General features: G+C 36.5%; 18 protein-coding genes. 10 read left to right on the top strand and 8 right to left on the bottom strand.

The genetic code is table 11. The features are described 5' to 3' along the window. Positions 1-176 precede the first annotated feature (176 nt). Entirely contained in the window at positions 177-1,085 is a 909-nt protein-coding gene (locus GJV77_RS10385) for a hypothetical protein (protein WP_155036291.1), read from the top strand. Positions 1,086-1,130: 45 nt separating this feature from the next. Here GJV77_RS10385 and GJV77_RS10380 read toward each other — a convergent pair whose 3' ends face one another. Then, positions 1,131-2,759: an acyl-CoA carboxylase subunit beta gene (locus GJV77_RS10380; protein WP_155036290.1), complete on the bottom strand. Its 1,629-nt coding sequence runs from the start codon at positions 2,757-2,759 to the stop codon at positions 1,131-1,133. Between the two features lie 177 nt (positions 2,760-2,936). Between GJV77_RS10380 and GJV77_RS10375 the strand changes: the two genes are divergently transcribed. Both GJV77_RS10375 and GJV77_RS10370 read left to right on the top strand, forming a co-directional pair. After that, positions 2,937-3,581 carry a DUF47 domain-containing protein gene (locus GJV77_RS10375; protein WP_155036289.1) on the top strand — a complete coding sequence of 215 codons (645 nt, stop codon included), beginning with the start codon at positions 2,937-2,939 and terminating at the stop codon, positions 3,579-3,581. Between the two features lie 19 nt (positions 3,582-3,600). Continuing rightward, entirely contained in the window at positions 3,601-4,698 is a 1,098-nt protein-coding gene (locus GJV77_RS10370) for an inorganic phosphate transporter (RefSeq protein WP_155036288.1), read from the top strand. Positions 4,699-4,773: 75 nt separating this feature from the next. On the opposite strand, the gene prfB is transcribed toward GJV77_RS10370, so the two are convergent. Beyond that, a protein-coding gene (gene prfB / locus GJV77_RS10365) for a peptide chain release factor 2 (RefSeq protein WP_155036287.1) occupies positions 4,774-5,872 on the bottom strand; the annotation gives its coding sequence in 2 pieces (ribosomal slippage) (positions 4,774-5,808 and positions 5,810-5,872; 1,098 coding nt in all). Between the two features lie 46 nt (positions 5,873-5,918). Here prfB and GJV77_RS10360 point away from each other — a divergent pair. Further along, positions 5,919-6,944, top strand: coding sequence for a threonine aldolase family protein (locus GJV77_RS10360; protein ID WP_155036286.1), 1,026 nt, complete (start codon positions 5,919-5,921; stop codon positions 6,942-6,944). 143 nt (positions 6,945-7,087) lie between these two features. After that, the gene (locus GJV77_RS10355; protein WP_155036285.1) at positions 7,088-7,420 is read left to right on the top strand and encodes a DUF6787 family protein; all 333 of its coding nucleotides are present in this window, start codon (positions 7,088-7,090) and stop codon (positions 7,418-7,420) included. 160 nt (positions 7,421-7,580) lie between these two features. Here the strand turns inward: GJV77_RS10355 and GJV77_RS10350 are convergent, their stop codons facing one another. From GJV77_RS10350 to dnaA, 3 genes are all read right to left on the bottom strand, one after another. After that, complete coding sequence (locus tag GJV77_RS10350; protein ID WP_155036284.1) at positions 7,581-8,306, bottom strand: SAM-dependent methyltransferase; 726 nt, start codon at positions 8,304-8,306, stop codon at positions 7,581-7,583. 86 nt (positions 8,307-8,392) lie between these two features. After that, complete coding sequence (locus tag GJV77_RS10345; RefSeq protein WP_155036283.1) at positions 8,393-8,851, bottom strand: low molecular weight protein-tyrosine-phosphatase; 459 nt, start codon at positions 8,849-8,851, stop codon at positions 8,393-8,395. Then, positions 8,851-10,293, bottom strand: a complete 1,443-nt coding sequence (gene dnaA / locus GJV77_RS10340) for a chromosomal replication initiator protein DnaA (RefSeq protein WP_155036282.1) — start codon at positions 10,291-10,293, stop codon at positions 8,851-8,853. The genes GJV77_RS10345 and dnaA overlap by 1 nt, the downstream gene beginning before the upstream one ends. A 186-nt stretch (positions 10,294-10,479) precedes the next feature. Between dnaA and GJV77_RS10335 the strand changes: the two genes are divergently transcribed. Further along, on the top strand, positions 10,480-10,884 hold the full coding sequence (locus tag GJV77_RS10335) for an acyl-CoA thioesterase (protein ID WP_155036281.1): 405 nt from the start codon (positions 10,480-10,482) through the stop codon (positions 10,882-10,884). 73 nt (positions 10,885-10,957) lie between these two features. Beyond that, positions 10,958-11,698, top strand: coding sequence for a hypothetical protein (locus tag GJV77_RS10330; RefSeq protein WP_155036280.1), 741 nt, complete (start codon positions 10,958-10,960; stop codon positions 11,696-11,698). 140 nt (positions 11,699-11,838) lie between these two features. On the opposite strand, the gene GJV77_RS10325 is transcribed toward GJV77_RS10330, so the two are convergent. After that, complete coding sequence (locus tag GJV77_RS10325; protein ID WP_155036279.1) at positions 11,839-13,002, bottom strand: hypothetical protein; 1,164 nt, start codon at positions 13,000-13,002, stop codon at positions 11,839-11,841. A gap of 494 nt (positions 13,003-13,496) precedes the next feature. Here GJV77_RS10325 and GJV77_RS10320 point away from each other — a divergent pair, with 494 nt between their 5' ends. Further along, on the top strand, positions 13,497-13,805 hold the full coding sequence (locus tag GJV77_RS10320) for a hypothetical protein (RefSeq protein WP_155036278.1): 309 nt from the start codon (positions 13,497-13,499) through the stop codon (positions 13,803-13,805). Positions 13,806-13,876: 71 nt separating this feature from the next. Here the strand turns inward: GJV77_RS10320 and GJV77_RS10315 are convergent, their stop codons facing one another. Further along, on the bottom strand, positions 13,877-14,503 hold the full coding sequence (locus GJV77_RS10315; RefSeq protein ID WP_155036277.1) for an IMPACT family protein: 627 nt from the start codon (positions 14,501-14,503) through the stop codon (positions 13,877-13,879). 1 nt (position 14,504) lies between these two features. Further along, positions 14,505-15,572 carry a bifunctional diaminohydroxyphosphoribosylaminopyrimidine deaminase/5-amino-6-(5-phosphoribosylamino)uracil reductase RibD gene (ribD, locus tag GJV77_RS10310; RefSeq protein WP_155036276.1) on the bottom strand — a complete coding sequence of 356 codons (1,068 nt, stop codon included), beginning with the start codon at positions 15,570-15,572 and terminating at the stop codon, positions 14,505-14,507. Positions 15,573-15,617: 45 nt separating this feature from the next. Between ribD and prmC the strand changes: the two genes are divergently transcribed. Continuing rightward, positions 15,618-16,460, top strand: coding sequence for a peptide chain release factor N(5)-glutamine methyltransferase (gene prmC / locus GJV77_RS10305; RefSeq protein WP_155036275.1), 843 nt, complete (start codon positions 15,618-15,620; stop codon positions 16,458-16,460). Between the two features lie 789 nt (positions 16,461-17,249). Beyond that, positions 17,250-18,428: a DUF4876 domain-containing protein gene (locus tag GJV77_RS10300; protein WP_155036274.1), complete on the top strand. Its 1,179-nt coding sequence runs from the start codon at positions 17,250-17,252 to the stop codon at positions 18,426-18,428. Positions 18,429-18,524: the final 96 nt, after the last annotated feature.

Genomic DNA, 18,524 nt, shown 5'->3' with positions numbered 1-18,524 from the left:
AATGACTAATGTTGCATTTATAACTTGAATTCACGGTGGTATATTTTAATATTCCTTATTTGTTTTTAAAATTGTTTATTTGTGTGTTTTTGTTGCGTTTGTTTTTATAAATAGTGTTGATTTTATGTGAATTATAAATAAAAATAACTAGAGAGAAAATAATTACTTTATTAGGAGTGTGTTTATTCTTAGCAATAGGCTGTAAGGATAACAAAAACGTAGGGGGGGAGAATGTAGATGGTATGGAACAAGCAAATGCAATTATCGGTTATACTAATACGGTAATTGACTATATGAATGATTCTAATTCTTATCTTAATTCAAGACAAAGTGATTTGGTTAAGCTAGTTAATGCTACCGAGAAAAAGAAAACATTACAACGTTATGAAATTCCAAAGGAAGTGTTTTTTGTTGATCACCGAATAGGATTGAATAAGAAGAATGAAAGTCTAACAGTACCACCTACTGTGCTATCGGAAGAAGAACAAGCTTTTTTTAAAGAAAAAGTAGGGGAGTACAAAAAGAATAGAGATTTGATAGCAGGAACAGGTGTTGTATATATCAAATATTTAAACAATGAAGATTGCAAAGACAATAAATGGATTAAGGCAGAAGAGTATGCTAAAACATTAGAGCAGGCCTATGAAGCTTGTCAGAATATCAGACCATTAATTCTTGATAAGGTTGATGTGGTAACTGAAAAAGCGGAAGCTATCATTCTGGCTGATTCTCCAATTAAAGATGCGATTATGACTGTAAAAGGGGATTTGAAAAGTATAGAGCAGTTAGTTGACTTGTTTTATACACAAGCTGAAGAAGGTGGAAAAAAACAAGAGTTAGAAGATTTGTACAAAAAGATTGAAACTAATTTTGAACAACACAAAGGTTTATATGTTGAGGAACTAACGAAAGAACATAAACTAGACTCTTATACTAGTTTTTACTCTTCTGTTTCGAATGAATTAGGAGAGGTGAGAAAAGTACTAAGAAAAGTTAGAGAAGGTAAAAAAGTTACTGAGGATGATTTAGATAAATTGCTTAGAGTAAACAATAAAGCTGTAGGAAGTTATAATATCTTTATCTAAATAAAAATAAAAAGGGGAAGCAAGTTGCTTCCCCTTTTATTATGTTTATACTTGAATAACACCTAAGTTAAAAGGTTTCTCGATAGGAGCATGGTTCGCTGCTTCGATACCCATTGAGATCCATTGACGGGTATCTAGTGGGTCGATGATTGCATCAGTCCATAGGCGGGCTGCCGCATAGTATGGAGATACTTGGTTGTCGTATTTGGCTTTAATTTTATTGAATAACTCTTCTTCTTGATCAGCAGACAATTCTTTTCCTTTTGCTTTTAGTGATGAAGCTTCAATCTGCATAAGTACCTTAGCAGCCTGTGCACCACCCATTACTGCTAGTTCTGCACTTGGCCATGCGAAGATTAATCTAGGGTCATAGGCTTTACCACACATAGCATAGTTACCTGCTCCGTATGAATTGCCGACTACTACCGTGAATTTAGGTACTACAGAGTTAGATACTGCATTTACCATTTTTGCGCCATCTTTGATGATTCCCCCGTGTTCTGATTTTGATCCAACCATAAACCCAGTTACATCTTGAAGAAATACTAGAGGTATTTTTTTCTGATTACAGTTAGCGATAAAGCGGGTTGCTTTGTCTGCTGAATCAGAGTAGATAACTCCACCAAACTGCATTTCACCTTTTTTAGTCTTGACCACTTTTCGCTGATTAGCGACAATACCGACAGCCCAGCCGTCTATACGTGCATACCCTGTGATTATGGTCTGTCCGTAGCCTTGTTTGTACTCTTCGAAAGCAGAGTCATCGACTAGTCGCTTGATGATTTCCATCATGTCGTATTGCTCCGAACGTGCCTTTGGCAATATGCCGTAGATATCTTCTTGAGGTAGTGCTGGCTTTACAGCTTTTACTCTGTTGTATCCTGCTTTGTCAAAGTCTCCTATTTTATCCACGATGTTTTTTATTGTATCTAGGGCATCTTTGTCGTCTTTTGCTTTATAGTCTGTCACTCCAGATATCTCACAGTGTGTTGTTGCTCCACCTAGTGTTTCATTGTCTATACTTTCTCCGATAGCTGCTTTTACAAGGTAACTTCCAGCTAAGAAGATACTTCCCGTCTTATCGACGATTAGTGCTTCATCGCTCATGATCGGTAAGTATGCCCCGCCTGCGACGCAACTTCCCATAACTGCAGCTATTTGGGTTATCCCCATGCTGCTCATAATAGCATTGTTTCTAAATATTCTCCCAAAGTGTTCTTTGTCTGGAAAAATCTCATCTTGTAGTGGTAAATATACTCCTGCACTGTCCACAAGGTAGATAATTGGTAGTTTGTTTTCAATAGCAATTTCTTGAGCTCTTAGGTTCTTCTTTCCAGTGATTGGAAACCATGCACCTGCTTTTACTGTTGCATCGTTAGCCACCACAATACATTGTTTGCCTTTAATATAGCCTATTTTGACCACTACACCACCTGAAGGGCATCCTCCGTGCTCTGGGTACATGTCTTCTCCTGCAAACGCCCCTATTTCTATGCTCTTGCTGTCTTTGTCTAACAAGTAGTCAATACGTTCGCGAGCTGTTAGTTTGCCTTGATCGTGTAGCTTTGCTATTCTTTTTTCTCCACCACCCAACTTTACTTTGACTAATTTTCTCTTTAAGTCTGATAGTAAAAGTTTATTGTGGTCTTCGTTTTTATTGAAGTTTATATCCATAGTTTTTTGGTTTTTTCAATGATAGGTCGCTCTGTTTATTGGCTAAAATACAAAAAATCGCCTTATATGAAACAAGTGGCACAACAATTGAGTAGTAAAAAAACAAGAAGTAAGGGCATTACTTCTAATTAGAATAATGTAAATTTGTTAAAGTTTTATTCACACATTTTATTTACAATGTCATTAAACAGTATTTTTCAATTTTTAGTACCAAAGGATAAAGTATTCTATCCATTATTTGAGCAAGCAGCTAATAAAATTAAGACGCTTTCACAAACTTTGCACGAAGCAGTAAATGCTCCTGCCAAAGAAAGAGATAAATTATTAAGAGATGTTGAGGTTCTAAAACAAGAAATAGAAGCAATCGCACAAACTACACGTGTAGAATTGGGTACTAATTTCATTACTCCTTTTGATCGAGAAGATATTCACAACCTTATTACAGGTGTTGATGCTATTGCAGATAACTTATCGGATGCAGCTTCTCGTATGCGCCTTTATCAAATTGATAAAGTGACTAAGCCACTTCGCAAACTTACAGAAGCTAATCTAGAGGCGTGTAGTGAAGTGTCTAAGGGGTTAATGCAGCTAAAGGACATGAAGAACTTAGATGTATTAGCTGAGGTATGTAAGAATATTTCTCGACTAGAGCGCAAAGCTGATAAAGTATTTGATAAAGCTGTAGCTGATATCTTTGAAAACGAACATGACGCAATCGAAATAATTAAGTATAAAGAAGTAATGATGGCTTTGGAGTCTGCTACCGATAGTTGTAGAAACGTAGCCAACGTGCTAGAGGCAGTTACTGTAAAATACGCTTAATCACTAAGGTTTTATACGTATGGAGTTTATCACAGAAATGTTGAGTAATCAAGCAGGGATAATGCTGATCGTTATTATCGTATTGGCTTTAGGATTTGATTATATTAACGGATTTCACGATGCAGCCAATTCTATTGCGACTATTGTTACTACGCGTGTATTGACGCCTTTTCAAGCCGTACTTTGGGCAGCAGCGTTTAACTTTGTAGCCTATTTTATCTCTTTGTATATCATTGGAGAGTTTAAAATCGGTAATACAATCGCCAAGTCAGTCAATATTGACTTTATTAATCTGGAGGTTATTCTTTCTGGTTTAGTAGCGGCAATTATATGGAATTTAATCACCTGGAAGTTGGGTATTCCTTCTTCTTCTTCACATACTTTGATCGGTGGGTTTATTGGAGCTGCTGTAGCTCATGCAGGAGGTTTTGCTCCAGGGGGAACAGATGTGATTGTGTATGAGAAAGTAATTCCTATTTTCTTGTTCATCTTTGGAGCCCCATTCTTAGGAATGGTCTTGGCTTACTTTATTACCGTAGCCATTATGTGGGTTTGTAGAAAGATGAATCACCACAAATGTGAGGTATGGTTCAAACGACTGCAGTTAGTTTCTTCGGCCTTATTCTCTTTAGGACATGGAGGAAACGACGCTCAGAAAGTGATGGGGATCATTGGAGCAGCAGTAATTTACTACCACATGAATGTTGATTTAGATGCGGCTTATATGGCCGAAGGAGCAGATACTTTTGCTTTATTTGTAGAGCATTGGTGGTGGGTACCTTTAGCATCGTTTATCTTTATCGGTTTGGGTACTCTATCTGGTGGTTGGAAGATCGTAAAGACGATGGGATCTAAGATTACTAAGGTGACACCGCTGGAAGGAGTAGCAGCTGAGACAGCAGGAGCAGTAGCCTTATATGTGACTGAACATTTAGGGATTCCAGTATCAACTACCCATACTATTACGGGGTCGATTATCGGGGTTGGTGTGACCAAGCGTATATCTGCCGTGAGATGGGGGGTGACCATTAACCTTTTATGGGCATGGGTATTGACTATTCCTGTATCTGCTATTATAGCAATGATTGTTTACTATCTTGTGAGTCTATTTTTATAGCGATGAGTTCGTTAATATATGATACAAAAATAAGAGCTACTTCTACAAGTAGCTCTTATTTTTATATTCATGTTTTTAATCTTCTTCTTTTTGTCCCATCATCATTAGGTAGGCTTTTAAGAATTCGTCTAATCCTCCGTCCATGACATGGTCTACATCAGTTGACTCTTTTCCTGTGCGCACGTCTTTGACTAATTTGTAAGGGTGCATCACATAGTTTCTGATTTGAGATCCCCATTCTATCTTTTTCTTATTTGCTTCAATCTCATCGCGCATAGCTTGCTTTTTCTTTAATTCAATCTCGTAAAGTTGAGATTTTAAGAGTTGCATTGCTTTGGTTTTATTGTCCAATTGTGAACGCGTCTCGGAGTTCTCAATGATAATTCCTGTAGGGTGGTGACGAAGTCGCACAGCCGTTTCTACTTTGTTTACATTTTGACCTCCAGCTCCACTTGATCGCATGGTCTCCCATGAGATATCTGCAGGGCTTACTTCGATCTCTATCGTATCGTCAGCTAATGGGTATACATACACAGATGCAAATGATGTATGTCTTTTTGCATTACTGTCAAATGGTGAGATACGAACTAATCGATGTACTCCATTTTCCCCTTTTAAGTAACCAAAGCCGTATTCTCCATCGATTTCTAAGGTAACTGTTTTTACACCGGCAACCTCTCCTTCTTGGTAATTGAGTTCTTTGATCTTAAAGCCGTTTTTCTCCCCCCACATGATGTACATGCGCATTAGCATTGAAGCCCAGTCACAACTTTCTGTTCCCCCTGCACCTGCTGTGATCTGCAACACTGCACTCATACTATCTCCTTCATCTGAAAGCATATTCTTAAACTCTAATTCTTCAATTGTCGTCAGAGCCAACTGGTATTGCTCTTCTACATCTTCTGAGCTTGCTTCTCCTGCAGTATAAAATTCGACAAGTATTTGCATTTCTTCAATAGCGCTTTTTGCACTATCAAAGTCTTCTACCCATTTCTTTTTGGATTTCAGGTTTTTAACGATGACTTCCGCCTGCTTTGGGTTGTTCCAAAAGTCTGGCGCAAAGGTTTTTTCTTCTTCGTTTGTGATCTCGATTAATTTCTTATCGATGTCAAAGATACCTCCTTAACGCACCAAGGCGATCAATAATGTCCTTCTGTTGTTCTGTAGTTACCATATTTTTTAATACATTTATGCACAAAAATACTTATTCCAAATTATATATGGAAATTAATTTAACCAGTGATACAATTACCAAGCCTACTCCAGAAATGTTGAATTATATGCTAAAGGCTAGAGTAGGTGATGATGTTTATAAACAAGACGGGAGTACAAATGAATTAGAACATACAGTGGCAGAGCTTTTTGGTATGGAAGCGGCATTGTTTTTTCCCTCTGGTACGATGGCTAATCAAGTCGCAATCAAATTACACACTCAGCCAGGGGATCAATTGATCTGCGAGCGATCATCGCATATTAACCAATATGAAGCGGGAGGACCAGCCTTTCATAGTGGAGTGTCTTGTGGGGTGATTGATGGTAATCGCGGACGCATTACAGCTGAGCAAGTCTTGGATATGTACACTGATGCGAGTAATTTTCACTATCCAATATCGACATTAGTTTGTCTTGAAAATACTACTAATAAAGGTGGTGGAGCTTGTTATGAGCTTTCTGAAATAGAGAGAATTAGAGCGGTGTGTGATGAGAAAGGAATGAAACTTCACTTGGACGGTGCTCGTCTATGGAATGCTTTAGTAGCTAAGGCACAACACCCGACGCATTTCGGAAAGCTGTTTGACACTATTTCGGTTTGTTTTTCTAAAGGACTAGGAGCACCTGTAGGATCAGCTCTCATCGGAAGTAAGGCTGATATTCAAAAGGCAATGCGCCTGCGTAAGCTGATGGGGGGAGCAATGCGTCAGACAGGCTACTTAGCAGCTGCGGCCTTATATGCTTTAAAAAATAATGTGAGCAGATTGCAAAGTGATCACTTGCGCGCTAGACAGCTTGAAGTGGCATTAAATAAAAAGAGTTGGATAGCTGAAGTTCTGCCCGTTCAAACTAATATTATTATCTTTCGCTTACACAAGAACGAGGATATACCAAAGTTCTTTGAAAAATTGAAGCAAAAGAATATCAGTATTAGCGATATGGGGGGTGGTTGGCTTCGAATGGTGACACATTTGGATTACAGAGAAGTTATGCACGACTACGTATGTGAGGCAATAGCATCAATTGAGATATAACTACAAAGGCCATTGGTACAATGGTCTTTTTTTATGTGTATTTTTAACCTAAAGGACTAGATATATAAGAAATCTATAAAATTTCTGTTTTAATTTTTTACTACTATAAAAAGTCTTAGTTTTGCCTTGGATAAAATCAATTAATGGAGAAGTTAAAACAACGTTGGGGGTTGACATCTAATTTTCAGTTGACCATTATTCTTGTCGTATTTGCTATTACGGGATCTACGGCGGCTTATGTATCTAAGCCTATTCTATCTTTTTTAGGTATAGAGAGAGGAGTAATGCACCCAGTACCGTATTGGATACTGTATATCATCATCATCATGCCTATGTACAAGGTGCTACTTGTAACGATTGGAACTATTTTTGGGCAACATACTTTCTTTTGGAACTTTGTCAAAAAGATGCTTCGATCAATGCGTTTGGGCTTCTTATTGCCAAAGGAAAAAGAACCAACGGATAAATCTGAATAACAGCTGGTGGATCTATAAGAAAGATCATATCAAACGATTATATATAAAAAAGCACGTATTAGTCTAACTAATACGTGCTTTTTTATGCGTTTTGTGATTGGTATGTAATTCAATCGACTATTTATTTGTAAGCCTGTTAAAAGAGCTTAAAATACCCCTATTAGTTTTTGTGTATGATAAAGATACACGGACGCTTGTGTAAGTCTATTTTTGTCTTTTTCCACAATGAGGCTGGTTTAGTTTGAATAAACTCTGATTCCAATGTGATGTCACAAGCTACACAGATGAGTGTGTTTGGGTTGAGTATCTGACACATATCGGCTAGGAGCTGATTGTTTCTATAAGGAGTCTCTATGAATAATTGAGACTGATTGCGTTCTTGTGAGGTTTTCTCTAAGTTTTTTAAAGCATTTTTCTTATCTGATTTGTCGATAGGCAAATACCCATTGAAAGCGAAGCTCTGACCATTCATTCCTGATGCCATGACAGACAATAGAATAGAAGAAGGGCCTACAAGTGGTGTAACTTTTATGTTTTTCTTATGTGCTAAATCGACAATTACTGCTCCTGGATCAGCTACCCCAGGACAACCTGCTTCACTCATTACTCCGACACTTTTCCCTTCCAGTAATGGTTTGATATAATCTTTGTATTCACTTATTTCCGTATGCTTGTTTAGGGGTAATAAGATTAATTCAGATTGTTTTTTCTCTGGACAAATACTCTTGATAAATCGCCTTGCTGTCTTTTGGTTTTCCACAATAAAAATATCTAGCATTTTTATCGCTCTTTTGACCGTTTGCGGTAATACGTCTAATGGATTAGTCGTCTCTCCAAGGGTGATGGGAATTAGATATAAGGTTCCGTATGTATTGGTATTGTCCATTGTTAGGTTGTAAACTTTTTTAATAGGGGTAAAGGTATGAATAAAAAAAATGGAAGAGAATTTCTTTCTTCCATTTGTATATTTATCTAAGCTTGTAATTGTCTTGCTATACTGTCACAGGCTTCGTTTAGCATTCTATACACGTTGTAAAAACCACCTGGTCCACCAAAATAGGGATCGGGTACTTCTAAGTCTTTCCCTGGATTAGACTCATTTAGAATAAGCTTTACTTTTTGTTTAGCTTCTTCAGAAGGGGCTAATTTTACCACATTGTCATAATTGGAATGATCCATTACATAAATGCGGTCGAAGCGGTCGAAGTCTTCTGGGACAAATTGACGAGCGCGCTGTGTAGTCAGGTCAATGTCGTAATTGTTAGCTACTTCTATTGATCGAGGATCAGGTAGTTGTCCTACGTGCCATGCCCCTGTACCTGCTGAGTCCACTAAGAAGTCTTCTTTTGGAAGCTTAGCTTGTAGTATTCCCTCAGCTAGTGGTGATCGGCAGATATTACCCAAACAAACCATCAATATTCTTGCCTTCATTACATGTTGAATTTAAGGTTGATATCGTCGTGATGTCTTCTAAACTCTTTGTCTGTCTCGATTAGGTTGTCAATTGTTCTGCAAGCGTGAAGCACAGTAGCGTGGTCACGTCCACCAATTTGAGAACCAATACTTGCTAGCGAAGCTTTCGTGTATTTTTTGGCAAAATACATAGCTAATTGTCTAGCTTGAGCGATATTTCTCTTTCTTGTTTTTGAGCGAAGTGTTATTGGATCGATGTCGAAATAGTCAGAAACAACTGTTTGAATGTAATCAATAGAGATTTCTCTTTTAACATTCTTCACGAATTTTTCAACTACCGAGCGAGCTAAATCTAACGTTACTTCGCGCTTGATGAATGATGACTGAGCGATTAATGAAATAATAGCTCCTTCTAATTCACGGATATTTGTCGATACGTTTTGAGCAACGTATTCAATGATTTCTTTAGGCATTTCAACACCATCGCGGAATAAAATTCCTTCAACGATTTTTACTCTTGTCTCGAAATCTGGGTGGTGTATCTCGGCAGATAATCCCCATTTAAAACGAGAAAGTAATCGTTGTTCAATATCTTGCATTTCTACAGGTGCTTTATCAGAAGTGATAATAACCTGTTTGCCGTTTTGGTGCAAGTGGTTGAAGATATGGAAGAATACTTCCTGTGTTCCTGTCTTACCAGATAAGAATTGAATATCATCGACAATAAGTACATCAATTAATTGATAGAAGTAGATGAAGTCGTTTCTTGTGTTCTTTTTCACAGAGTCCACATACTGCTGAGTAAATACCTCTGCAGAGATGTATAAAACCGTTTTCTCAGGATATAGGTCTTTGATTTCAACACCGATAGCTTGTGCTAAGTGCGTTTTTCCAAGTCCTACGCCTCCAAAGACAAGTAAAGGGTTGAACGAAGTTCCCCCTGGTTTATTAGCTACAGCCAAACCAGCTGAACGTGCTAAACGGTTAGAATCCCCTTCTAGGAAATTGTCAAAAGAATAGTTTGCATTTAATTGTGACTCAATCTTGACATTGCGAATACCAGGAATTATAAAAGGATTTTTTAATTCAGGATTCTTGTTTTGGATTGGTACATCTAACTCTTGCGGTTTTACTGGGCTTCTTTGAGCACTAGGTAATTGTTCTGTGAATGGTTGTTTGCCTGTATTGGCAGACTCCATTTGTATTTTGTACAATAATTTTGCCTCTGGTCCTAATTGCTTAGTTAAGGCTACTTTTAGAATTTTTACATAGTGTTCCTCTAACCATTCGTAAAAGAATTTAGAAGGTACCTGAATACACAAAGAATTCTCTTTGGTCAATTCAATAGGCTTAATAGGCGTGAACCAAGTCTTGTAGGCTTGGTCTTGAATATTATCCTTTATGAATTCCAGACAATTGTTCCATACAGATTCAGCTGTCATGTTCGTATATTCACGCATTTTTGGTTAGAATTAAAAAACAGTTACTATTTTTGAGTGATTTTAAAGGGGTGGAAACCATGATTGATTTCAGTGGCAAATATGTGAACAATTTTTGGGATAAAAAAACATTTTAGTCATTGTAATAATCAAAAAAAAATGATACGTAGAGAAAAAAAAACAATACGCAAATAAACTAAAATATATATGAGAACATTTAACACAACCTTACGTGTACGCTACGCTGAGACGGATAAAATGGGTGTGGTTTACCACGGAAATTACGCGCAATACTTTGAAATTGGGCGAGTTGAGTGGCTTCGCAACTTAGGCGTTTCTTATCGAAAGATGGAAGAGCTTGGAGTGATGCTTCCAGTGGTATCTTTGACAATGAATTACAAAAAAGGAGCTAAGTATGATGATAATCTTACAGTTAGAACAATCTTTAAAAAAGCCAGTGGTGTGAAGATCGAATTCGACTATGAATTATACAATGAACAAGGCGAATTATTAACTACTGCCAACTCAATTTTGGTGTTTGTCAATATGGAAAACGCACGTCCTTGCGCAGCACCTGATTACGTCAGAGAAAAATTGGATTCAATAGTTTAGCTACTAAAGAATTAGTCGAAATTTATTCGCAAAAAGACTTAGTAATTGTCTATATTTACAAAAACAAATGAATATGAAATCTGCAAAAGGGTTAGTTTTACTAGCTGGATTAATAGCTACCACAGCTTTTGCTCAAGAGCAAAAATTAGTTGATGGACGAGCGCGATTGCTCGATGGGCGTAGTGTGCCGGTGAATATCGAAAACCGAAGAAGTAACGAACACGTAGCTGTAGATCAAACAGGCTACTATATGATTCTTGCTAAAGCAGGGGATACGCTTCGCTTCACTAGTAAGTATAGCGTGACTTCCGACTATATCGTGGAAAAGGAAGATTTGAAGAAAGGACGTGTCAATGTCGTATTGGCTAAGCCGGGACAGAGCCTAGAGGAAATCGTTATCATTAAAAAAGATTTTGGCCCTGACTTTTTTGGGAAGACAGCTGAAAATACGCTGACTCCTGCAGAAGCTAAGTTCAAACGCGACAATACTCTTACTAGTGCTACCGCCACTGGAGGGCTTGGTATCAGTATAGATGCTTTGTTTAACCTATTTTCAGGGCAGCGCAAAAAAGACAAACAAGCCATTGTTTATGAAAAGCTGAATTTGATCGTAGAAGATTTTAAAGAGAAATATCCACCAGCTTTATTGTCACAAGACCTTAGTATCCCAGGTGATCGCGTAGAAGCATTCTTGTATTACTTAGCTGCTCAACCTGATTTTCAGAAGGTGAGTGTGGAGCGCAGTGAAGGATATCAACTCTTCTTGGCTCAGCACTACGATGCTTTTTTAGCCTTTGTGGGACTAGATAAATAAGTTTTATTATTTTAATTATATAGTTAAAGCGGGAGTTATGTGATAATTCCCGCTTTATCTATTTTATAGAGTTATATAGTGTTAATTTGGTGGTAATTACTGAGTGTTTTTACTAAATTAACTCTAAGGGTTTAGACTTGTTAATTGTATTTAGTAATCTCTCCTACATATATAGCTTCGCTATATCCATTTGAATATATTATATCGATATAGGCATTGTAAGCGGGAATGTCTTTGTTTGATCTACCATGGAATTGGTTTTCTGGTAAAACCATTGATGCGTCCATATAGCCGTATATGAAGTTTACTAGTATTGAGTGAGGTTTGCTTGTGGGGTTGTTTTCAATTAACCTAACGGCTATTATTTCTATATCTTGGTTTTTTGTATAGATATTTTTTAGTCCTTTAATTAAGAAGGTTAATCTTTTATTGTCAAAGAAGAATTTGTTTCGATCAAGACTATTATCATAATTAGGTGTTGCACTAAAAATCACATCAGTAGTTTCATATTGTGTTTTTGGTGCATTTATCGATACATTTTCTTGTATTAACACAGGGCTATAGGTTTTATCATCTTTTGTTACCTCAATATACAAGTGATAATCTCCTGGTTTTATTTTTTCATTGGACTCGAGAAGTTGTTTTTCTAGATAAATGTTAATTTGTTTTTGTGTGTCTTTTTCAAAGTCACTAACCTTAGTATCTAAATAAAAAGAAGCTTGTTTATTATTTGGGTTTTCAAAGTAGTATCGAACTTTTTGTAATTCGCCAGAGTAATCTAGGTTTTGATAATTTAAATAACTGCTTGTGGAGTTTATAAAGATTTTATTATTTAAAACTTCCTCAGCATAAATAGTATTTAAACTCACACCTTTTATAACAAAGTCTAAATAATCGATTTGTTCAACAATTGAAATAGAAGTATTGTTTTTATCACTTGCTGTTATTTCAATTGCGAGTTTACTATTTGGTGATATTTTTGACTGTAATTGATCAAATGGAAGAGAGGTATTAAGTTGGTCTTGTATGTCGGTGTAGTTATTTTCCCATATAGTAGTATTATCCTTTTTAAGTCGTATTGTTACTTTTTTAATTTTGCTTTTGGAGTTGATTTTAGCCTGAATTGGTAGTGGTGTATTTGGTGTGGCTTGTTTGTTATTGTTTAAACCAATACTTAGTTTGTCAATTGATATTTTTTGAATTGCTACTTCACTTTGTTGGTGTTGCGTATCGTTAGAAGATGTACATGCACCTAGTGTTAATGCTAGTAATAGGCTAGAGACTAACCAATGTGTTTTAATCATTTTTATAAATTTAAATTACACAATATTTATTTAGATTAAATAAAAGTATAGCAAATGTATACCTTATAAATTCATTTCACAAAACATAATAAAGGTTAGAATAGTTAAGTTTTACTAGTTATTTGATACTACGGATGTTGTGTGCGATAATTTTTTATAGCAATAATAGGTTGGTTTAAATAGAAGGTTACTTTTACTGACTTAAGAGTATTTATTTAGAAAGCGTTCGTATAAAAAATATATAAATTCCTTAGATATACACTATATTTGGTATATCAGTAATTGACGCCTTTAACTCGGTAAGGGGGTAAGACAAAAAAATCAATACCGTTTCCAAATTATTATAACTAAACAAGCGATTGGGGTTTTCTCCAGTCGCTTTTTTTTGTGTAGTGACAGTGTGGTTTTAGGAAATAATACAGGGTATTGTTTTTAAGTAATTGTAATTTTAGTTAAGTGCAATATAAAGAAGAAGCTTATGGCAAAATACGAAGATGTTTCTTGGCATTACAAAGGAGCATAAATATGATTATGAACATGTGCGTTCTAGTGAAGAGTTATTTATGAAGTTTAGAGATAAAATGTCAAATGAGGAAATTGCTGAGTTAGTTAATTGTAAAGGAATTGTAAAAGTGACATTGCGATCAATTAATCAATCTAAAGGAAAAAGAGTGTTTGAGAAGTGGCTAAATGATTGTTTAAAGAATAGTCATAATATTTCAAGAGAAGTAGCTGAAAGGACGCTTAAAGATGCAGATCAGGCTATTGCTCGAAAAGCAGAAGAAATCTTATCACGTAAGTGACATGTTCTGTTTAAATTTTTTAAACAATTCTTATCAGCAAAGCAGCCCTAGGGCTGCTTTGTCTGTTTATATCAATAATCATCAGCGGTTGCTTCTACGACTTTGACTTCGTAGAAAGGGACGAAAGCCTCAAGGGCTTGGTCATATTCGCTTTTTCGGATAGAGAGTTCGATTTCGCAACTCATCTCCATGGTTTGGCCAATGATGTTTAGGTTCTTTTCTTTGATTACACGCATGACGTTGTTCATATCCTTGTATTCAAAGCGCACTTTGAAGGTCTTGTCAATGGTCTTTTCGACGATATCGGCTTCTTCCATAGCCATTTGAGCCGTTGCGCGATAAGCGGTGATTAGTCCACCTACACCTAGTTTGACTCCGCCAAAGTAGCGAACAACTACAATAAGTATATCTGTGACCTCATAAGACTGTATTTGCCCGTGTATCGGTGCTCCAGCGGTATTACTAGGCTCGCCGTCATCATTGGCGCGGTAATAGACCTGTTCAGCCCCTAATTGGAAGGCATAACACCAGTGTCTAGCATTGTAGTGTTCTTTTTTGATGCGCTCTAAGGTGTCTTTTACTTCGTCTTCACTTTTGATAGGGAAGGCATAGCCAAAGAATTTACTGTTTTTTTCTTTGTATAAGACTTCAGGGGTGGGTTGACTAATGGTTTTATATGAATCTAAGATTTCACTCATGTTATCTCTTTACGATGTTTAACGTATCGTTTAGGATACGGTGTTGTACTGTATTATTACTGCTTGGAACTTGGGGAGCTTTTACTCCATCACCCAAGTTGTGTTGGGCGACAAAGATACGAGCCTCGTCCCATAAACCACAATTGATAAAAGCGTCAAGGGTAGTTGTGCCTCCTTCAATTACCACCGATAAGATATTGTGCTGATATAGAATATCACAAATCTGCTGAGGTAAATTAGTGCTAAAGTCCGCATAAGCATAAACAACCTTGTCTGTAGAGACTAAGTCATTGTTGGTTGTTATACAGATTGTTTTAGCCACACCGTCGAGTAAAGCGTTTGGTTGGGTTACTTTACCTGTTCGATCTAGATAGACACGTACAGGGTCTTTGCCATACCAATCACGTGTGGTAAGCGATGGATTGTCTTTTAACGCGGTATTAGTACCTACTAAAAAAGCCATTTCTTCACTTCTCCACTTGTGTACCAATTGCTTGGAATAGTTGTTGGATATCCAAAAAGGGCGGTTGTCTACTTGGGTGTTTGGAGCAATGAATCCATCAGCGGTTTGCGCCCATTTCAAGATGATATAGGGACGTTTATTTTGATGGAAAGTAAAGAAGCGCTTGTTGCTTTCTTGACACTTTTTTTCTAAAATGCCGACGATAACTTCTATACCAGCTTCGCGCATCTTCTCAATACCGCGACCACATACTTTTGCAAAAGGGTCTATGGTGCCAATAACTACTTTAGGGATTTTCTTTTCAATCACTAAATCCGCACAAGGAGGTGTTTTGCCAAAGTGACTACACGGCTCTAAGCTCACGTATAGCGTACTTTCTTTGAGCAGCTCAGGATTCTTCACTGATGCTATGGCATTGGGTTCGGCGTGAGGACCGCCATAGGCAGAGGTGAAGCCTTCGCCAATAATCTTATCGTTGTGAACAATTACTGCTCCAACTGAAGGGTTGGGCAGCGCTGCATAGGTGCCTTGTTTGGCTAGTTGTAAGCAGCGAGAAATATATAATTCGTGTTTTTCCAAAGTTGATAAAGCTGTATCTTTGAACAAATTTAATCTTTTTCGCTAGAAGTCATTTGTTTTTAGCTGTTAACTATGGATATTAAGATAATTCAAGCGCGTTTTACAACTGTTTTAACGCCTATATATGATAAGGAAGAAGCTCAGCAATTGTTTTATATTGCCTTGGAGGAATTAGAAGGAAAGTCTCGCATTGATCTTGTGATGGATCCATCGATGCAAACGCAAAAAGCAGCGGCTTGGGAGGAAGTATTGGCTGATTTGACCGCAGAAAAGCCGATTCAGTATATCTTTGGCAAAGCGCATTTTTACGGACGAGTGTTTCAGGTAAATTCTTTTACCTTAATTCCTCGAGCAGAAACAGAAGAACTTGTGGAGTGGGTAGTCAATAGTGCACCTAAAGACAGAGCGATTCGCATATTGGATATCGGGACGGGAAGTGGATGTATTGGAATCACCTTAGCCGCGGAACTTCCTAATACGCAGGTAACTTTGATGGATGTGTCTATAGAAGCCTTAGAAATGGCAAAAGCTAATGCTGTCGCTAACGGTGTGAAGGTAGAGACAATCTTACAAGATGTGTTGGCTTTAGAGGCTTTGCCTGCTACTTATGACATTGTCGTGTCCAATCCTCCTTATGTACGAAACTTGGAAAAGGTAGAAATCAGAAAGAATGTATTAGACTATGAGCCCCATCTGGCTTTATTTGTTCAAGATAATGACCCGTTAATTTTTTATCGTCAAATCGCTCAGTTAGCTCAAGGGAGTTTGTCGACAGGGGGAATGCTTTTTTATGAGATTAATCAATATTTAGGGGCGGAAACTAAGGCACTATTCACCTCTCTTGACTTTAAGGATATAGAGCTCCGAAAAGATATGGTCGGCAATGATCGTATGATTAAGGCGATTAAGCAATAAACTAAAAGATGTATGATATTGAAGGTTGGTATTTACTGACCTTTTTTTGTGTTTTATCTCAAAGGTTTTCAGTGGATATTGGACAATAAAAGTTTGTATATTTTAGTGAGAAAGATTGTCTTATTTTTAGTTTTTTTATAGTTAATTTATTAGTAATTTAGTGTACTGATAATACTAATAGAGTACTGTGCTTGTAAATTGATTGATTTTTACGAATTATCTATTGATTGTCTTAAATAGACAAAGTAAGTATAGATAGTATACAGTTAAATAAGGAAAGTAGTATTTTCATATGCTAATAATGACTAAGCTTACTTTTAAGAGTAAGTATTGTCAGCGTTAATTGATTTTTTTATTATTCTTTACCTAAAAGGTTTTCATTTGTTCAAGGTGAGAACCTTTTTTTGTTCTTTATAGGGCTATAATTTATAGTCGTATCACTCCTGTCTTTCGGTTATGTTATGTAGAAATATTCTAGATAATTTGTTTTTTGTTTCATTTTTATATTTCTGTTCACTAGAGTGTAATTTCTCTTTTTAAAGTAATAGAAATTAATACTATTTAGTGTGTTTTGTTTATTTTAAGGGTGTTAGAAGTCATTATATGGCAATTAAAAGGGGGTTTTGTTCTGTTTGTGTAATTGGTTGATAATGATTGTTTTGTTAATAGTATGCTTGTATTGTATTTAGATTCTTTCTAAGTAGTGTTTGGTAATCTAGTTTATATGCCCCTATATTTGCGCTGTTATTTAAAATAAAACTAAATAAAAATATTTAAAAGCAAACAAACATGAAGAAGTATTTTACCTTATTAGCACTATCCTTATTTGTTTTGGTATCGTGTTCGAAAGAAGATGCTGCCGATCAATTAAGTAGTTTAACCATCGCTTTAGACAGTGAAACAGTAGTAGAGGATTATAGTACGTTTACTGTAATTTTAAAAGAATTAGAATCAGGACAAATTCAAGAGAAGCAAGCTGATAAAGTTGGTAAAGTAGTGTTTAATGTACCAAAGGGTAGTTTCAGTGTTCAAGCTGAAGACCTAGTAGACAATGCTGTAACTATGAGTGGGCAGATCACAAAGTTTACAGTAGCAGAAAGTCAAATGACTTTGTCACTACCTGTTGATTTAGTTGTTAGTCCAAAGAATACTTCCTTTGTTTTAGATGAACTGTATTTTAACGGTGCTAAGAACGGATATTCTTATACTTATTACGAACAATATTTTACTATACGCAATATTTCAGATAAAGCATTATATGCTGATGGATTATCATTTGGTGTGGCTGGAGATTTTAGCAGTTTAGAGGTAGGTGATGCAATGAGTAAGTACTTACCCAATGAGATTGTCATCAGTCAGTTTTATACAATTCCTGGAGATGGTAAGACATATAAAGTAGAGCCTAATGAGAGCTTAGTTATTGCTTTTTCAGCCATTAACCACAATGAGAAGGGCAATCAACCCAACAGCCTTGACTTGTCAGGCGCTGATTTAGAGATTTACGTAGAAGGAGGAATGACTGTAGATAATCCTGCTGTAGATAATGTAATTGTAAATCACTCAATATTTCAAGCCTTTCATTGGCAGTATTCAGGAGCGGCTCCGATGATTTTATTCCGTTTACCAGAGTCTGCTGATAAGTTTATTGCCCAGCACACTGAAAAACTTCCAAACCCTGCATCTATGGGAACGATGATTCAAGACTATTTGCGTCTACCGACAGAGTATGTATTGGATGCTGTAGAAACTGGAATGAAAGATGAGTTTTATCACAAAGTATTACCTGAGTCAGTAGATAGAGGAACTGTATTAATTGATGGATCTAGCTTTGACAATTTTAATGAGCAATTCGTTCAGCGTAAGCCTGTACTTGGAGGAAATGGAGAAGAGACTGTTGCTGATACTAATAATAGTTCAGCTGACTTTATTGTAAATGTTGGCGGACAAAAAAGTTATCCTAAAAAGTAAATAGCAATTAAAATAATGCAAAATGGAGGTACACTACGTACCTCTATTTTATTGATATAATGAAAAATATTAGTTCTTTTCAATCAATTTTTTATC

This window comes from Myroides pelagicus, assembly GCF_009711055.1.
In the GTDB taxonomy this organism is placed as follows: domain Bacteria; phylum Bacteroidota; class Bacteroidia; order Flavobacteriales; family Flavobacteriaceae; genus Flavobacterium; species Flavobacterium pelagicum.
The sequence above is the reverse complement of the archived record's forward strand: the minus strand, read 5'-3'. Positions and strand labels throughout refer to the sequence as shown.